Here is a 13,444-nt window from a genome sequence, read left to right as displayed (position 1 = left end):
AGCGCGAGACCTTCTTGAATCCTTCCGACTCCCCCCAGCGCCGAAGCGAGCGCGACGCCGAGCATGTGAGGTTGGCACTGGCCGCCGGCGCCATCATCGGCACCTGGTTCTGGGATGTGCAGCGTGACCGGTTGACCGTCGACGCCGCGCTTGCGCAGGCCTTTGGCCTGGATGCTTCGTTGGCCGGCAGCGAGTTGCCGCTGCAGCAGATGGTGGAGCGCGTGCATCCCGACGATCAGGCCGGTCTGGAAGCTGCAGTCGCCGATGCGCTCGAGCGCGGCGGACGTTACATCCACCAGTACCGCACGCGCGGCGTGGACGGCACGTACCGCTGGATCGAAGCGGCGGGCCGTGTGGAGACGGACGCCGACGGCCGGCCCGTGGGATTCCCCGGCGTGCTGATCGACATCGAGGACCGCCGCCGGATGGAAATCGAGCGTGACCAGGCACAGACCCTGTTGCGTTCGTTCGTCGAAGCAGCGCCCGGTGTGGTGTACGCAAAGGACCGCCAAGGGCGGATCCTGATCGGCAACCGAGGCACGACCGAGTTGATCGGCCTGCCCCCGGAGCAGTACATCGGCCGCACCGACGCCGAGCTGTTGAGCGACCCGGCGCAGGCGGCCGCGCTGATGGCGACCGACGAGCGCGTCATGCGCAGTGGCCGCTCCGAGCAACTGGAGGAGGCGGTCAGTTTCCCCGACGGTCGGCGTGCGTTCTGGCTGTCGACCAAGGCCCCCCTGCGCGATGCGGACGGCGCGGTGGTGGGGCTCATCGGCACCTCCCTGGATATCACCGACCGCAAGGCGGCAGAGGAACGCCACCTTGAAGTCGAGGAGCGTTACCGCTTGGCTGCCCAGGCCACCAACGATGCGATCTGGGACTGGCGCATGCGCGATGGCCAGGTGATCTGGAACGAGGCGCTGGTGACGCTGTTTGGCCATGTGCTGAGCGAGACCACGGCGCAGTGGTGGATCGACCACATCCACCCCGATGACCGGGCGCGCGTCGATGCGGACATCCATGCGGTGATCGACAGCGATCGCTCCGCATGGTCCGGCGAGTACCGTTTCCAGCGAGCCGATGGCACGTATGCCTCCGTGCTGGACCGGGGCACGGTGCTGCGTGATGCCGCTGGCACGCCGCAGCGCATGATTGGCGCGATGCTCGATCTGACCAGCCGCAAGGCGGCAGAGGCCGCGCTGGCCGAGAGCGAGGAACGTCTGCGCTTCGCCACCGAGGCCGGCGACATGGGCTTCTGGGACGTGGACCTGATGCACGATCAACTGATCTGGCCACGACGGACCAAGGCGATGTTCGGCATTTCCGCCCACGTCGAGGTCACCCTGCGTGATTTCTACGAGGGCATCCACCCGCAGGACCGTGAAGCGACAACCGCGGCGTTCCACGCTGCCGCTGATCCCGAGAGACGCGCCCTGTACGACGTGGAGTACCGGACGGTTGGCAAGGAAGACGGCGTCGTCCGCTGGGTGGCCGCCAAGGGACGCGGCATGTTTGAGGGCAACCGCTGCGTGCGGGTGCTGGGCGTGGCCATCGAAGTCACCGCGCGCAAGCATGCCGACGCACAGCTGAAAGAACTGAACGAAGAACTGGAAAGCCGTGTGCTGGCGGAAGTGGCCGAGCGCACGCGGGTGGAGGATGCGCTGCGGCAGAGCCAGAAGATGGAAGCCGTGGGCCAGTTGACCGGCGGCATCGCGCACGATTTCAACAACATGCTGGCCACCGTGATCGGCCCCTTGGACCTGCTGGCGATGCGGGTGGGCGATGAGGATGAGCGCTCCAAGCGCTACATCGACATGGCGATCGAAGGGGCGCGCCGCGCGGCGCTGCTGACCCAACGGTTGCTGGCCTTCTCACGCCAGCAGCCGCTGCAGCCGGTGCCGGTGGACGCCAATCGACTGGTGGCGGGCATGTCGGACCTGCTGGTGCATTCGCTGGGCAGCAGCATCCGCCTGCAGACCGTGCTTGCCGCCGAGCTGTGGAGCACCTTCGCCGACGTCAACCAGTTGGAGAACGTCGTCCTGAACCTGGCCGTCAATGCGCGCGATGCGATGCCAGGCGGTGGCCGACTGACCGTGGAGACGTCCAACTGCACATTGCCGGACGATTCGTCGCAAGTGCATGCCGGCATACCTGCAGGCGACTACGTACTGATCAGCGTGGCGGACAACGGCAGCGGCATGTCGCCGGAGGTCATCGGCAAGGCATTCGATCCGTTCTTCACCACCAAGAAGGTCGGCCAGGGCACAGGGCTCGGGCTGTCCCAGGTGTACGGCTTCGTCAAGCAATCGGCTGGACACGTGCGCATCGTCTCGGCGCTGGGTGAAGGTACGACGGTGCGGGTGTACCTGCCCCGGCTTTCGGCGGTCGTCGATGCGGCGCCAGCTTCGCCTGTGCTGGTGAAGCCGCCGATGCCCGCTGGGCAGCAGCAGCGGGTGCTGGTGGTCGATGACGAGCCCGGCGTGCGCCAGTTTTCCATCGACGCGCTGACCGAGCTCGGTTATCAAGTGCTGGCCGCTGACGGCGCGAGCGCGGCGTTGAAGCATCTGGACGCGCACCCGGACATCGCGTTGCTGTTCACCGATGTGCTGATGCCGGAAATCAACGGACGGCAGTTGGCCGATGAAGCGCGCCGGCGGCGGCCGGCGTTGAAAGTCCTGTTCACCACCGGTTACAGCCGCAACGCACTGGTGCATGACGGCGTGTTGGATTCGGGGGTGCACCTGATCGGCAAGCCGTTCACGCTGGACGAACTGGCCACCCGGCTGCAGACCGTGCTGGACAGCCCGCACTGAGCGGACGGGCTGGCCAGGGTGTGGCGCCGAGGCGTGCTCGGCGGTATCCGGTTTCCGCGTCGCCGAGCATGGCTCGGCGCTACCGCTTACTGGGTCGGGGTGATGCGCCAGATGGTGTTGGCCAGATCATCGGCGACGATCAGTGCGCCGCGCGGATCCACCGTCACCCCTACCGGGCGACCGCGGGTCTTGCCGTCTTCGCCGAGGAACCCGGACACAAAGTCGATCGGCTCACCGGCCGGGCGGCCATCGCGGAACGGAACGAACACCACCTTGTAGCCGACCGGCGGGTTGCGGTTCCAGCTGCCGTGCTCACCCACGAACACACCGTCCGCAAACTTCGCGCCCATCGTGGCAGTGGAGAACGAGACGCCCAGCGCCGCGACATGCGAGCCCAGTGCGTAATCCGGTGTAAGCGCAGACGCGACCTTCTCAGGATTCTGCGGCATCACCCGGGTGTCCACGTTCTTGCCCCAGTAGCTGTAGGGCCAGCCGTAGAAGCCGCCTTCGCGCACGGACGTCAGGTAATCAGGCACCAGGTTCGGTCCGATCTCATCGCGCTCGTTGACCACCGCCCACACCGTGCCGGTGCCGGGCTGCACGGCCAGCGCCGTGGGGTTGCGAATGCCGGTCGCGTAGGTCTTGTGCGCGCCGCTCTGCGCGTCGATCTGCCACACCACCGCCCGGTCCACTTCGGCGGCCATGCCGCGTTCGGTGATGTTGCTGTTGGAGCCGATGCCCACGTACAGATACCGGCCATCGGCACTGGCGGTGAGTGACTTGGTCCAATGATGGTTGATCGCTGACGGCAGGTCGGTGACCTTGGTCGGCGCTCCGCTGGCCTGGGTCTGGCCTTCGCTGTACTCGAACCGCACCAGGGCATCCTGGTTGGCCACGTACAACGCGTTGCCGATCAGCGCCAGGCCATACGGCGCATTGAGCTTGTCGGCGTAAACGGTCTTGGTTTCGTAGACGCCATCACCATCGGCATCGCGCAGCAGCGTCAGGCGGTTTCCGCTCTTGACCTGGGTGTTGCCCTTCGCCTTGATCTTACCGGCGATCACGTCCTTCGGTTTCAGGTTGGGCGCACTGCCGCCGCGCCCTTCGGCCACCAGGATGTCACCGTTGGGCAGCACCAGCGTCTGCCGCGGAATATTCAGATCGGTCGCGATGGCGGCGATGCGATATCCCGCCGGCACGGTCGGCACGCGATCCCCCCACTGTGCCGGCTTGGCAATGGTCATGTCCGGCATCAACGTGCGGTTGGGCTTGGGCAGCTCAGGATTCTGGCCGTACTGGTCCATCTGCGGGGCTTTGCCACTGCAGGCGGCCACTGAAGCGGCAAGCACGGACACGCTGAGAATCTTCACGATCTGGCGGCTCATCGGACATCTCCCGCGCGCAGGGTGGAAAAGCCGATCCAGGTGGCCACGAAGGCCAGCAGGGTGGCGATGACGGTCATCACCAGAGCGCCGGGCATGATCGCCCACGCATCGCGCGCATGGTGCAGCGAATCGAAGAAGCCCACCAGCCAGGTCACCACCAGCACGATCACATAAGGCAGCTGGCGGCTGCCGCGAACCAGGCCGACGATGCCGGCCAGCAGTGCCAGGGTGGTCATCACCATCGCGCCCACCAGCAGCCACGCCGCGAAGTTGCTCCACTGGATCTCGTAAGTGCTCCAATAGGCGTAGTCGGCCAGCAAGGCGCCGAGGAACAGCGGAAAGACCCCGCCGAGCACGGCAGCGTGGACAGGATGGATGACCCGGGTTCGGGTCACGACGACGGTTGATTCCATGGCAGGCTCCTTGGGGAGAGGGTCTGGGAAGGTGCCCCATGCTGCCACTGCAGTTGTGACGGCAATGCCCTCTTCCGCGCCAACGTCCATCGCCAGCGCCGCGCCCTGCCCCATCGGTCTCAGCCGTTGTCGCGGAACTCCGGATACAGCGACATGCCACCGTCGACGAACAGCGTGGTGCCGGTGACATAGTCGGCGTCGTCCGACGCCAGCCAGACCGCTGCACGGGCGACGTCTTCCGGCTCGCCGATGCGACCGTAGGGCACCAGGCGCAGCAGTTTCTCCAGCGCGGCTTCGGTTTCCCACGCCTCTTTGTTGATCGGGGTGCGGATCGCGCCCGGCGCGATGGCATTGATGCGGATACCATCCGCGGCCACCTCCTGTGCCAGCGAACGGGTGAGCATCCGGCTGCCGCCCTTGGCGGAGGCGTAGTTGATATGACCCGCCCACGGGATGATTTCATGCACCGAACTCATGGCGATGACCGTGCCCGCACTGCGCGCCGGCCTGCCGCTGCGGGGCTGCCGACGGAAGTGCCGGACTGCTTCGCGCGCACAGAGGAATTGCCCCGTCAGGTTGACGTCGATGACCGTGTTCCAGTCCTCGAGCGTCATGTCCGCGATCGCCGCGTCTTTCTGCACGCCCGAATTGCACACCACGATATCCACGCGTCCGTACACGTCCACGGTCTCGTTGAACAGCCGTGCCACATCGGCTTCATCGGCGACGTCGGCCTGGATCACCGTGGCTCGTCCGCCTGCGGCGATGATGCGCTCGGCCAGGTCGTCTGCCGGCGCTTCCTGCGAGTGGTAGTTGATCACCACGGCGGCACCGGCGGCTGCCATGGCCTCGGCCACGGCGAGTCCGATGCCGGAACTGGCGCCGGTGACGATGGCCACGTGCTGGGCAAGCGGAGTGTGGGTTGCAGGCATGGGGGCACGTTCCAGGGAGATGGACTGATCGTGCCCGAGCCGATGTCTGCTGCGTGTGCGGGTGCTTTCAGTTGACGCCGCTGAGGCTTTCGGCGACGTAACGCTTCAGCTCTTCGATCTCATACGGCTTGCTGAGGAACCGCGCATCGCGATGTGCGCGCGGCACAAGGCCTTTGTAGACAGCCGACAGGAAAAAGTAGGGGATTCCGCGCGCTTTCAATGCATCCGCTACCGAAAACACGACGCCATCGCGCAGTTCAACGTCAAGGATCGCCGCATCGAAGGCTTCGTCATCGATGGAATGCAGCGCGTCTGAGAGCGAGTAGGCCTGCTCTACACCGTAACCCTCACCGGTGAGGATGGTCTGCATCAAGATCGAGAGCTCGATTTCGTCCTCGACCACCAGGATGCGCGGCGCATCGGGGCTTAGCGAAACATGTGTGTCCATGCGGACGAGTGTCCCGCATTGCGGTAGTTCATGGCGTGATGGCGTGCGGGAGTATCTTCACGCCTCGTTGTCGCTGGGTTCGGCGGTTGAACCGACGTGCGCCGGGTGCGTTTGCTTCCGCTCGGCTGCTTTCGCGCCCTGTTTCCGCGCTCGTTCGCGCTCTTTCGCGGTCTAGCGCGCTCTGGTGGAGCCGACTTCAGTCGGCTGCTTTTGCTCTCTGGTAGAGCCGACTTTAGTCGGCTGCTTTTGCGGTCTGGTAGAGCCGACTTCAGTCGGCTGTTTTTGCACGCAGCCGACTGAAGTCGGCTCTACCAAGGCGAGAGCAGCCGACTGAAGTCGGCTCTACCGTCGGTTCAACCCACGCGCGGACGCCGCCATCGGCGCTTTCTCCCTGCGAGCACGCCTGCCCTGCGTAGGATGTGGCTCTGCATCAAAATCAAGGTGGACGCTTCTGATGATGGGACAATCGCACACGGTGGCTGCCGGCCTGTTGATCGCCACGGCAACGGCGCTTGCCGGCTGCAACGCAGCGCCGGACCGCGTCAACGAGGAACCGGGCGATCAGGCTGCAGCGGCAAACGCCTCAACCCCCGCTGCGCCGGTTCCGGCAGTACGTCCGGCTGTCGTGCAGCCTGCGTTCGTCGATGAGGCGTCCGGGCTCGCGCTGCGCCCGGTGCCTGGCGCCCGCGTCGGGGCCGACGTGGAGTCCGGCGCGCTCACACCTGGCAGCTGGAAGCTCTTCGCCGAACCGGGAAGCGAAGGTCGCCGCGTGGTCGCGGTCGTACTGGATGGGTCCAACGAGGTCACTACCGCTGCCATGCGCATCGGCGTCAGTGCCGATCCATCATCGATGGCGGCCTGCCTGCAGCTGCCCGCCGAATCCACCGGCCCTGCCGCTGGGCAGGTCGAGATCGGCGGCGTCCCGTTCACCCACTTCCGCGCCGGTGATGCGGCGATGAGCCACTACGTGTCCGCTGACAGCTACCGTGCCGTGCACGGCGGACAGTGTGTTGCCATCGACCTGCTGGTCAAGGGGACCCGTCCGGAGGTGTACGATCCGCCCCTCACGCCACCGTTCACGATCGAGGAGGCGCAGCAGAAACTGCAGGCGCTGTTGCCTGCGGTGTACTGGCAGCGCTGAGTCAGCGTGTCATTTCCTCGGCCAGCAGGCTGACCAGGGCCTGCGCAGGCAGTTCGCGCGCCAATGGAGCCCCCCGCCCGGCCCAGAACGCGCCGACGTCCGTCCGTCCTTGGGCGGCGTAAGCAGCAAACAGCTGTTTTGCGATGTCGTAGGCCAGCGGGTAGTCCGCCGGGTCGGCGTCGGTGAGGGTGTCGGCGTAGTCGATGAGCGGGTTGACGATGCCGCGCGCCGGGCGCCCTGACAACGCCCGCGTCATCCGCGTGTGCGCGTTGCCCGGACCCTTCATCGCCGTCCGATAGCCTTCCGCAGCCGCACTCTCCGGGCACAGTACGAACGCGGTGCCGAGCTGCGCCGCCACCGCGCCGAGGTCGAGCGCCGCGCGGATGCCCTGCCCGTCCATGATGCCTCCGGCCGCGATGACCGGCCGTGTCGCGTCGCGCACCAGCCGGCGGACCAGCACCGGCATGCTGAGCGCTTCATCCAAGGCGTCAGGATCGAACATGCCGCGATGACCGCCGGCTTCGTGGCCCTGGGCCACCAGCACATCCACACCCGCGGCTGTCGCCTGCGCTGCTTCCTCGACACATGTCACCGACGCAAAGGTAATGATGCCTGCAGCGCGCAGCGCGCCGACCTGTGCGGGCGGGGGTACATTGAAATGGAAGCTCACCACGGCCGGCTTGAGGTCCAGCAGCAGCTGGAAGCTCTCCTCGTCGCCCAGGAAAGATCGATAGATCTCGCGCAACTGCGTGGGCGGCTCGCTCGACTGCTGCTTGAACAAGGGCGTCAGCGCGGCAATCCACGCCGCATCGCGCGCCGAGCCCGGCGTGGCCGGCGCATGACAGAACACATTGACGTTGAAGGGGCGCGAGGTCAGTTGCCGGGTAGCCTCGATGGCTTCGCGGGCCTGCGCCACGGTGCTTGCGCCGATCCCCAGTGAGCCCAGGCCGCCCGCGTTGCTGACTGCGGCGGCAAGCTGCGGCGTCGACACGCCCGCCATGGGGGACTGGATGATGGGATGGGTGAGGCCGAGCTGCGCGATCAGATCAAGCATGGGCGTCGGGTCCTTCGCTGCGTTGCGTTACGAAGGTCCTATTATTTCGCAGATGCGTCGCCGCCGCGACGTAGTCCCCTCAGCCTGCCATGGCCAGAGCGGGCTGCGTCGACGCGGCGCTGCGTGGGCGCGCTGACGAGGTCGAGCTGCTCGCGAAGCGCACCAGCTCGGTGTTCGCAACGGCCTGGCTGGCGGCACACTGCGGGCAACGAAGGACGCGCGCCCCGGTGACCGTGCTGATGCCGTGGCCATCACGGGCATCGAAGCCGTGCTGGCACTCCATGCACTGCACCTGCAGCGCGTACAGATGCACGATGCGCTGCGATGCCGGTTCCTGCAGGCAGGAGATGTCGAGGATATCGAAGGTTCCGGAATTGGGCCTGACGAACGTGCCCCAGCTCTTGCGCCAGTAGGAGGTGGGGATCATGGTCGGTCGGCCGCTGCGGTGGGTGTGGACAGAGCATAGGCAGCGTGCTGTGTAGTGCAGGTGGACACAGGCGTGCAGGCGGGGTGGAGGCGCCGCGCTGGCGCACGTGCGATGCTGCGCTGCCCTGCCCTCCTGATATTCGGTGCACCATGCGTCGACCGCCGAAACGTCCATTGCTGGCCCTGCTCGGCTGGCTCCTGCTGTGCTTCCTTGTCGCCGCCGTGGGCGCGGCCGCCTCGGTGTCGGCCAGTGAATTCTATGCGGCGCTGGCAAAGCCGTCGTGGGCGCCGCCCGCCGGTGTGTTCGGACCGGTGTGGTCGGTGCTCTACCTGCTGATGGGCCTCTCGGCGTGGCTGGTGTGGCGCCGAGGGGGCTGGCGTGCACAGCGTGGCGCCCTGCAGTTGTTCGTCGTGCAGTTGGCACTGAATGGGTTGTGGAGCTGGTTGTTCTTTGGCTGGCGGATGGGCGGTCCTGCCTTCGCCGACATCGTGCTGCTGATCCTCGTGCTGCTGGCGACCATGGCGGGCTTCTGGCGGGCAAGCCGGTTTGCTGCCCTGCTGCTGGTGCCTTACCTGGCGTGGATTTCGTTTGCCTCGGCCTTGAACTGGGCGGTCTGGCGCGCCAATCCGGGTCTGCTCGGCTGAGCAGAGGGTAGCGCCGAGCCACGCTCGGCGAGTGCGCTGCGCGGTCGGTGTCGGGTGTGCGCGGTGCCTGGATCGAAAGGCCGCCGAGCGTGGCTCGGCGCTACCGGTGCAGCGCGCTGCCCTGACCCCCCTGCGTTGGCAGCACGTGAAGCCCGGCTCACGACCCTGAGACATCCTGCCCACCACGATGGCCCCATCACACTGACATAACCGGGGACCCTGCCGTGCGAGCGTTCAACATCGCGACCTTGATCATGGTGCTGTTCGGCGCCATCTGCCTCGGCCTGCAGGGCCAGTTCCAGGTGGATCTGGTCGGGATGGTGTGCGGTGCGGAAAGTGCCTGGCCGCGCGCGGTGTATGCGCTGATCGGCCTGTCCGGGCTGTGGCAGACGGTGTGGCTGGCCACGCACAAACCGAAGGCGCAGCTGGTCTGAGACAGATCCGCCGAGCGTGGGCTCGGCTGTGATGGGGTTGCCGGTTCCGCTGCGCTCGCCGAGCGTGGCTCGGCGCTACCGGGTTCCGCGATGGTTTTTTCAGCTGCGGCACTCGAACACGGTGACGCTGCGCGGCGGGGCGAGGAATTCGGTCGAACCCTTCGGCACTGATGACCGGTCCAGCGCATCGTCGGTGGACAGCTCGAGTTTCCAATGCAGGGGCGTGGCCTCGTCGTCCGGCAGTTTGAAGGTCACCCCTTCGTGCCAGGCGTTGATCAGGATCAGCAGGGTGGCGTCGTGGGCATGCTCCCGTACGCCGGAATGCTGTGCCTTGCCTTCGAGAACAAGCCCGACCGAACGCGCACCCGCGTCTTCCCAGTTGCCCGGCTGCATTTCTTCGCCGCTCGGATTGAGCCACGTCAGGTCCTTGACCCCTGCCTGCTCGCTGTACTGACCGTTGAGGAATCGACCACGGGTCAGAATCGGGTAGCGCCTGCGCAGAGCGGTCAGTTCGCGTACGAAGTCAGCCAGGCGTCCGTCGCTCGCGTCCCGCTCCCAGTCGATCCACGCCGTCTCGTTATCCTGGCAGTACGTGTTGTTGTTGCCGCCCTGCGTCTGCGCGCGCTCGTCGCCGGCGAGCAGCATCGGCGTGCCCTGCGCCAGCAACAGCGTGGCGAGCAGATTCTTCATCTGCCGCTCGCGCACCGCATTGATGCCCGCATCGTCGGTCTGGCCTTCCGCGCCGTAGTTGCAGGACGCATCGTTATTCGAGCCATCGTTGTTGTCTTCGCCGTTGGCGACGTTGTGTTTTTCGTTGTAACTGACCAGGTCGCGCAGGGTGAAGCCATCGTGGGCGGTGATGAAGTTGACCGAGGACCACGGTCGGCGGCCGCGTCGGTCGAACAGATCCGCCGAGCCGGTGAAGCGCGTGGCGAACTCCGCCAGCATGCCCTCGTCGCCCTTCCAGAAGCTGCGTGCATTGTCGCGGAACTTGTCGTTCCACTCCGCCCAGCCCGGTGGGAAGCGGCCAACCTGGTAACCGCCCGGCCCGCAATCCCACGGCTCGGCGATCAGCTTGACCTGCGACAGCACCGGATCCTGCCCGCAGGCATCGAGGAAGCCGCCGCGCTGGTCGAATCCACTGGGTTCCCGCCCCAGGATGGTGGCGAGGTCGAAACGGAAGCCGTCCACGTGCATGTCTTCTGCCCAGTACCGCAGCGAGTCGTTGACGAAGCGCATGGCCTGCATGTTGCTCAGGTTGAACGTGTTGCCGGTGCCGGTGTCGTTGATGTAGAAACGCTTGTCATCGGCAAGGCGGTAGTACGTTGCGTTGTCGATGCCCTTGAACGACAGCGTGGGGCCCAGTTCGTTGCCTTCGGCGGTGTGGTTGTAGACCACGTCCAGCACCACCTCCAGGCCCTTCCGGTGCATCGCCTTGACCATGTCACGGAACTCATCGCGATGGCCGCTGGCGAGGTAGCGGCTCTTCAGGGCGAAGAATGCCAGTGTGTTGTAGCCCCAGTAATTGCGCAGCCCTTTGTCCAGCAGATGCTGGTCATCGAGGTAAGCCTGCACCGGCAGCAGCTCCACCGCGGTGACGCCCAGGCCCTTGATGTAATCGAGCACCGCCTCCGATGCGAGCCCGGCGCAGGTGCCCTGCAGCTCGGCAGACACGGCGGGATGGCGTTTGGTGAAACCGCGCACGTGGGTCTCGTACACCAGCGTCCTGTTCCACGCCGTCAGCAGCCGCTGGTCGTCTTCCCAGTCGTAGTCGTCGTGCACCACGACCGCCTTGGGCATGAACGGCGCGCTGTCACGCTCGTCGAAGCTCAGGTCCTTGTCGGGGTGTCCAATGGTGTAACCGTACAGTTCATCGGCCCACGTCAGGTCGCCGTCGATCTCGCGTGCGTACGGATCAAGCAACAGCTTGTGGTGGTTGAAACGATGTCCCTCGGCAGGCGCATAGGGTCCGTGCACACGGTAGCCGTAGCGCTGCCCCGGCTTCACGTCGGGCAGGTAGCCGTGCCAGGTTTCGTTGGTGAACTCGGGAAGCTCGATGCGTTCTTCGTTGCCGGATTCATCGAACAGGCAGAGCTCGACACGGGTTGCATGGGCACTGAACAGCGCGAAATTGGTGCCCTTGCCATCGAAGGTGGCGCCCTGTGGAAAGGGCCGGCCCTCACGGACACGTGATGGGGTGGCGTAACGGGCGTGGACGGTATCGCGCATGGGCTGCTCGCTGGGCAGGCGGCGGAAGTGCGGCCTGGGAGGCGCAAGATTCTGCTGTCGCGCGTGCAGGCTGCGTCATCGGTCGATGGCGCGCCGATCACGTGCTGCGTTGAAATACGGTAGGTTGGTTGCCTGCCTTTTCATCACCTCCCAAGGATATCCATGCCCTACGTCATCACCGGCCAGTCTTTCCTCGCGTTCGCCGCCTTCATGGGCATGGGGCTGTTGATCCTGCTGCTGGCCATCGCGCTGGTTGCGCTGATCACCCCGCACAAGGAAATCACCTTGATCCGCCAAGGCAACAAGGCGGCAGGCATCGGCCTGGCCGGCGCGCTGATCGGGCTGGCGCTGCCGATCAACTCGGTGATCAGCAATTCGGTGTCGTTGGTGGATGCCGCCATCTGGTGTGCGATCGCCGTCGTGATGCAGATGTTGGCCTTCGGCATCTCCCGCGCGATCATCACCCGCCGTGGCCCGGATCAGATCGATGCCGGCAACGAGAGTGCCGGCTGGTTCTCCGCTGGTGTTGCCATCGCGGTGGGGCTGGTCAATTCCGCTGCGATGGTGCCCTGAGCACCGCGGATCCGTGCGAGCGCCTGCTTGTCCAGCGGGCGCAGCGTGCGGCATCCGGTGTCACGCCAGCGGATGGACCGCCATCGTGGCACCTTCCAACCCCTGCTTGATGATGCGGTAGGTGTCCCGGTCGAACTCGCCGGGCTCCGCGCGAAGTCGCTTGGCCTTGGCCAGGCTGGGTGCACTGCCGTGGTAGCGCCACCCCTCGACGACGTGGAACTGGGTCATGGTCTCCCCCCTTTCTTCCACGGCCACCTTCCCGCCATACGGCCACGCCGATACTTCCAGCCGCTCCAGTGCGCCCCGCAGCCGCTGTTCGTGCGCGTCCAGCGGCTCGCGTCCACTGCACGCGCCCAGGCATTGCCCCAACATTGACCGGAAACAGGCGCGGCCGGCCGGCAACCGTTCCAGGCCCAGTAGTGCATAGCAGAGGCGGTGATCGTCGGCGAGCCGGCGCAGGGATTCCTTGGCGGCCCGTTCGCTGGAATACAGGCCATGCAGCATCGGTGCCGTGGCCAGATCGTGATCACCGGAGTGCACCACGCTCACCGTTCCGCGGTACAAGCGCAGGCTGAACTGGCGACGCAGCCGACGCAGCAGCCGGTTGTACAGCGGAAGGTCGCGCTTGATCAGATGGGCCTCCAGCAACCGCGCGCCGAAGTCGCCGGCCGTGGGCAGCGCGGTGACGTGCCGGGTCTGCCGCAGCAGATCGGCCTCTTCGGTCGTGCGCAGATGGTCCATCACCCGCCCACGGATATTGATGCTCTTGCCGATGTACAGCGGCAGGCCGCCGTCCTGTCCGTGGAAAACGTATACCCCCGGGGTCCGCGGCAGTTGCTGCACGACGTCGCGCAGGTGCTCGGGGTAGAGATAGGTGGCGGCGCGGGAGGCGCGGCGGGCGGTGGAAGCGGAGGTCGGCATATTGTATTGCGGTGATTTAGTAGGAATACT

13 protein-coding genes are annotated in these 13,444 nt (G+C 66.1%); 5 read left to right on the top strand and 8 right to left on the bottom strand.

What is annotated here, in order from left to right:
- The first annotated feature begins 14 nt into the window (after positions 1–14).
- Positions 15–2,813 (top strand): PAS domain-containing protein, encoded by a 2,799-nt coding sequence (locus ABRP17_RS17740; protein WP_349984284.1) that lies wholly within the window; start codon positions 15–17, stop codon positions 2,811–2,813.
- A gap of 86 nt (positions 2,814–2,899) precedes the next feature.
- Here the strand turns inward: ABRP17_RS17740 and ABRP17_RS17735 are convergent, their stop codons facing one another.
- The 4 genes from ABRP17_RS17735 to ABRP17_RS17720 all read right to left on the bottom strand — a co-directional run bounded on the left by ABRP17_RS17735 (position 2,900) and on the right by ABRP17_RS17720 (position 5,991).
- Complete coding sequence (locus tag ABRP17_RS17735) at positions 2,900–4,198, bottom strand: sorbosone dehydrogenase family protein (protein WP_192093584.1); 1,299 nt, start codon at positions 4,196–4,198, stop codon at positions 2,900–2,902.
- Entirely contained in the window at positions 4,195–4,611 is a 417-nt protein-coding gene (locus ABRP17_RS17730) for a DUF2231 domain-containing protein (protein WP_349984286.1), read from the bottom strand. The genes ABRP17_RS17735 and ABRP17_RS17730 overlap by 4 nt, the downstream gene beginning before the upstream one ends.
- 119 nt (positions 4,612–4,730) lie before the next feature.
- The gene (locus ABRP17_RS17725) at positions 4,731–5,543 is read right to left on the bottom strand and encodes a glucose 1-dehydrogenase (protein ID WP_192079571.1); all 813 of its coding nucleotides are present in this window, start codon (positions 5,541–5,543) and stop codon (positions 4,731–4,733) included.
- A 67-nt stretch (positions 5,544–5,610) separates the two neighbouring features.
- Positions 5,611–5,991, bottom strand: a complete 381-nt coding sequence (locus tag ABRP17_RS17720) for a response regulator (RefSeq protein WP_192079573.1) — start codon at positions 5,989–5,991, stop codon at positions 5,611–5,613.
- A gap of 454 nt (positions 5,992–6,445) precedes the next feature.
- On the opposite strand from ABRP17_RS17720, the gene ABRP17_RS17715 reads away from it, so the two are divergent.
- Entirely contained in the window at positions 6,446–7,132 is a 687-nt protein-coding gene (locus tag ABRP17_RS17715; protein WP_349984288.1) for a hypothetical protein, read from the top strand.
- A gap of 1 nt (position 7,133) precedes the next feature.
- Here ABRP17_RS17715 and ABRP17_RS17710 read toward each other — a convergent pair whose 3' ends face one another.
- The gene (locus ABRP17_RS17710) at positions 7,134–8,186 is read right to left on the bottom strand and encodes a nitronate monooxygenase (RefSeq protein WP_349984289.1); all 1,053 of its coding nucleotides are present in this window, start codon (positions 8,184–8,186) and stop codon (positions 7,134–7,136) included.
- A gap of 79 nt (positions 8,187–8,265) precedes the next feature.
- Positions 8,266–8,613 (bottom strand): hypothetical protein, encoded by a 348-nt coding sequence (locus ABRP17_RS17705; protein ID WP_349984290.1) that lies wholly within the window; start codon positions 8,611–8,613, stop codon positions 8,266–8,268.
- A 149-nt stretch (positions 8,614–8,762) separates the two neighbouring features.
- Here ABRP17_RS17705 and ABRP17_RS17700 point away from each other — a divergent pair, with 149 nt between their 5' ends.
- Positions 8,763–9,257, top strand: coding sequence for a TspO/MBR family protein (locus tag ABRP17_RS17700; protein WP_188323970.1), 495 nt, complete (start codon positions 8,763–8,765; stop codon positions 9,255–9,257).
- Positions 9,258–9,481: 224 nt separating this feature from the next.
- Positions 9,482–9,691 carry a DUF378 domain-containing protein gene (locus ABRP17_RS17695; RefSeq protein ID WP_223202831.1) on the top strand — a complete coding sequence of 70 codons (210 nt, stop codon included), beginning with the start codon at positions 9,482–9,484 and terminating at the stop codon, positions 9,689–9,691.
- Between the two features lie 99 nt (positions 9,692–9,790).
- Here the strand turns inward: ABRP17_RS17695 and glgX are convergent, their stop codons facing one another.
- Positions 9,791–11,920, bottom strand: coding sequence for a glycogen debranching protein GlgX (gene glgX, locus ABRP17_RS17690; RefSeq protein WP_349984291.1), 2,130 nt, complete (start codon positions 11,918–11,920; stop codon positions 9,791–9,793).
- A gap of 162 nt (positions 11,921–12,082) precedes the next feature.
- Between glgX and ABRP17_RS17685 the strand changes: the two genes are divergently transcribed.
- Positions 12,083–12,493, top strand: a complete 411-nt coding sequence (locus ABRP17_RS17685; RefSeq protein WP_188323968.1) for a DUF350 domain-containing protein — start codon at positions 12,083–12,085, stop codon at positions 12,491–12,493.
- A gap of 60 nt (positions 12,494–12,553) precedes the next feature.
- Here the strand turns inward: ABRP17_RS17685 and cho are convergent, their stop codons facing one another.
- Entirely contained in the window at positions 12,554–13,414 is an 861-nt protein-coding gene (gene cho / locus ABRP17_RS17680) for an excinuclease Cho (RefSeq protein WP_349984293.1), read from the bottom strand.
- Positions 13,415–13,444 lie beyond the last annotated feature (30 nt).

This window comes from Stenotrophomonas sp. WHRI 8082, from assembly GCF_040223995.2.
GTDB lineage: Bacteria > Pseudomonadota > Gammaproteobacteria > Xanthomonadales > Xanthomonadaceae > Stenotrophomonas.
Note: the sequence above shows the minus strand (reverse complement) of the source record. Positions and strands in the feature narration are given on the sequence as shown.

Excerpts from the sequence above, each read along its gene's own strand:
- ABRP17_RS17705 (WP_349984290.1), bottom strand. The coding sequence starts at position 8,613 with ATGATCCCCACCTCCTACTGGCGCAAGAGCTGGGGCACGTTCGTCAGG.
- ABRP17_RS17725 (WP_192079571.1), bottom strand. The coding sequence starts at position 5,543 with ATGCCTGCAACCCACACTCCGCTTGCCCAGCACGTGGCCATCGTCACC.
- ABRP17_RS17720 (WP_192079573.1), bottom strand. The coding sequence starts at position 5,991 with ATGGACACACATGTTTCGCTAAGCCCCGATGCGCCGCGCATCCTGGTG.
- glgX (WP_349984291.1), bottom strand. The coding sequence starts at position 11,920 with ATGCGCGATACCGTCCACGCCCGTTACGCCACCCCATCACGTGTCCGT.
- ABRP17_RS17685 (WP_188323968.1), top strand. The coding sequence starts at position 12,083 with ATGCCCTACGTCATCACCGGCCAGTCTTTCCTCGCGTTCGCCGCCTTC.
- cho (WP_349984293.1), bottom strand. The coding sequence starts at position 13,414 with ATGCCGACCTCCGCTTCCACCGCCCGCCGCGCCTCCCGCGCCGCCACC.
- ABRP17_RS17700 (WP_188323970.1), top strand. The coding sequence starts at position 8,763 with ATGCGTCGACCGCCGAAACGTCCATTGCTGGCCCTGCTCGGCTGGCTC.
- ABRP17_RS17735 (WP_192093584.1), bottom strand. The coding sequence starts at position 4,198 with ATGAGCCGCCAGATCGTGAAGATTCTCAGCGTGTCCGTGCTTGCCGCT.
- ABRP17_RS17710 (WP_349984289.1), bottom strand. The coding sequence starts at position 8,186 with ATGCTTGATCTGATCGCGCAGCTCGGCCTCACCCATCCCATCATCCAG.
- ABRP17_RS17715 (WP_349984288.1), top strand. The coding sequence starts at position 6,446 with ATGATGGGACAATCGCACACGGTGGCTGCCGGCCTGTTGATCGCCACG.
- ABRP17_RS17730 (WP_349984286.1), bottom strand. The coding sequence starts at position 4,611 with ATGGAATCAACCGTCGTCGTGACCCGAACCCGGGTCATCCATCCTGTC.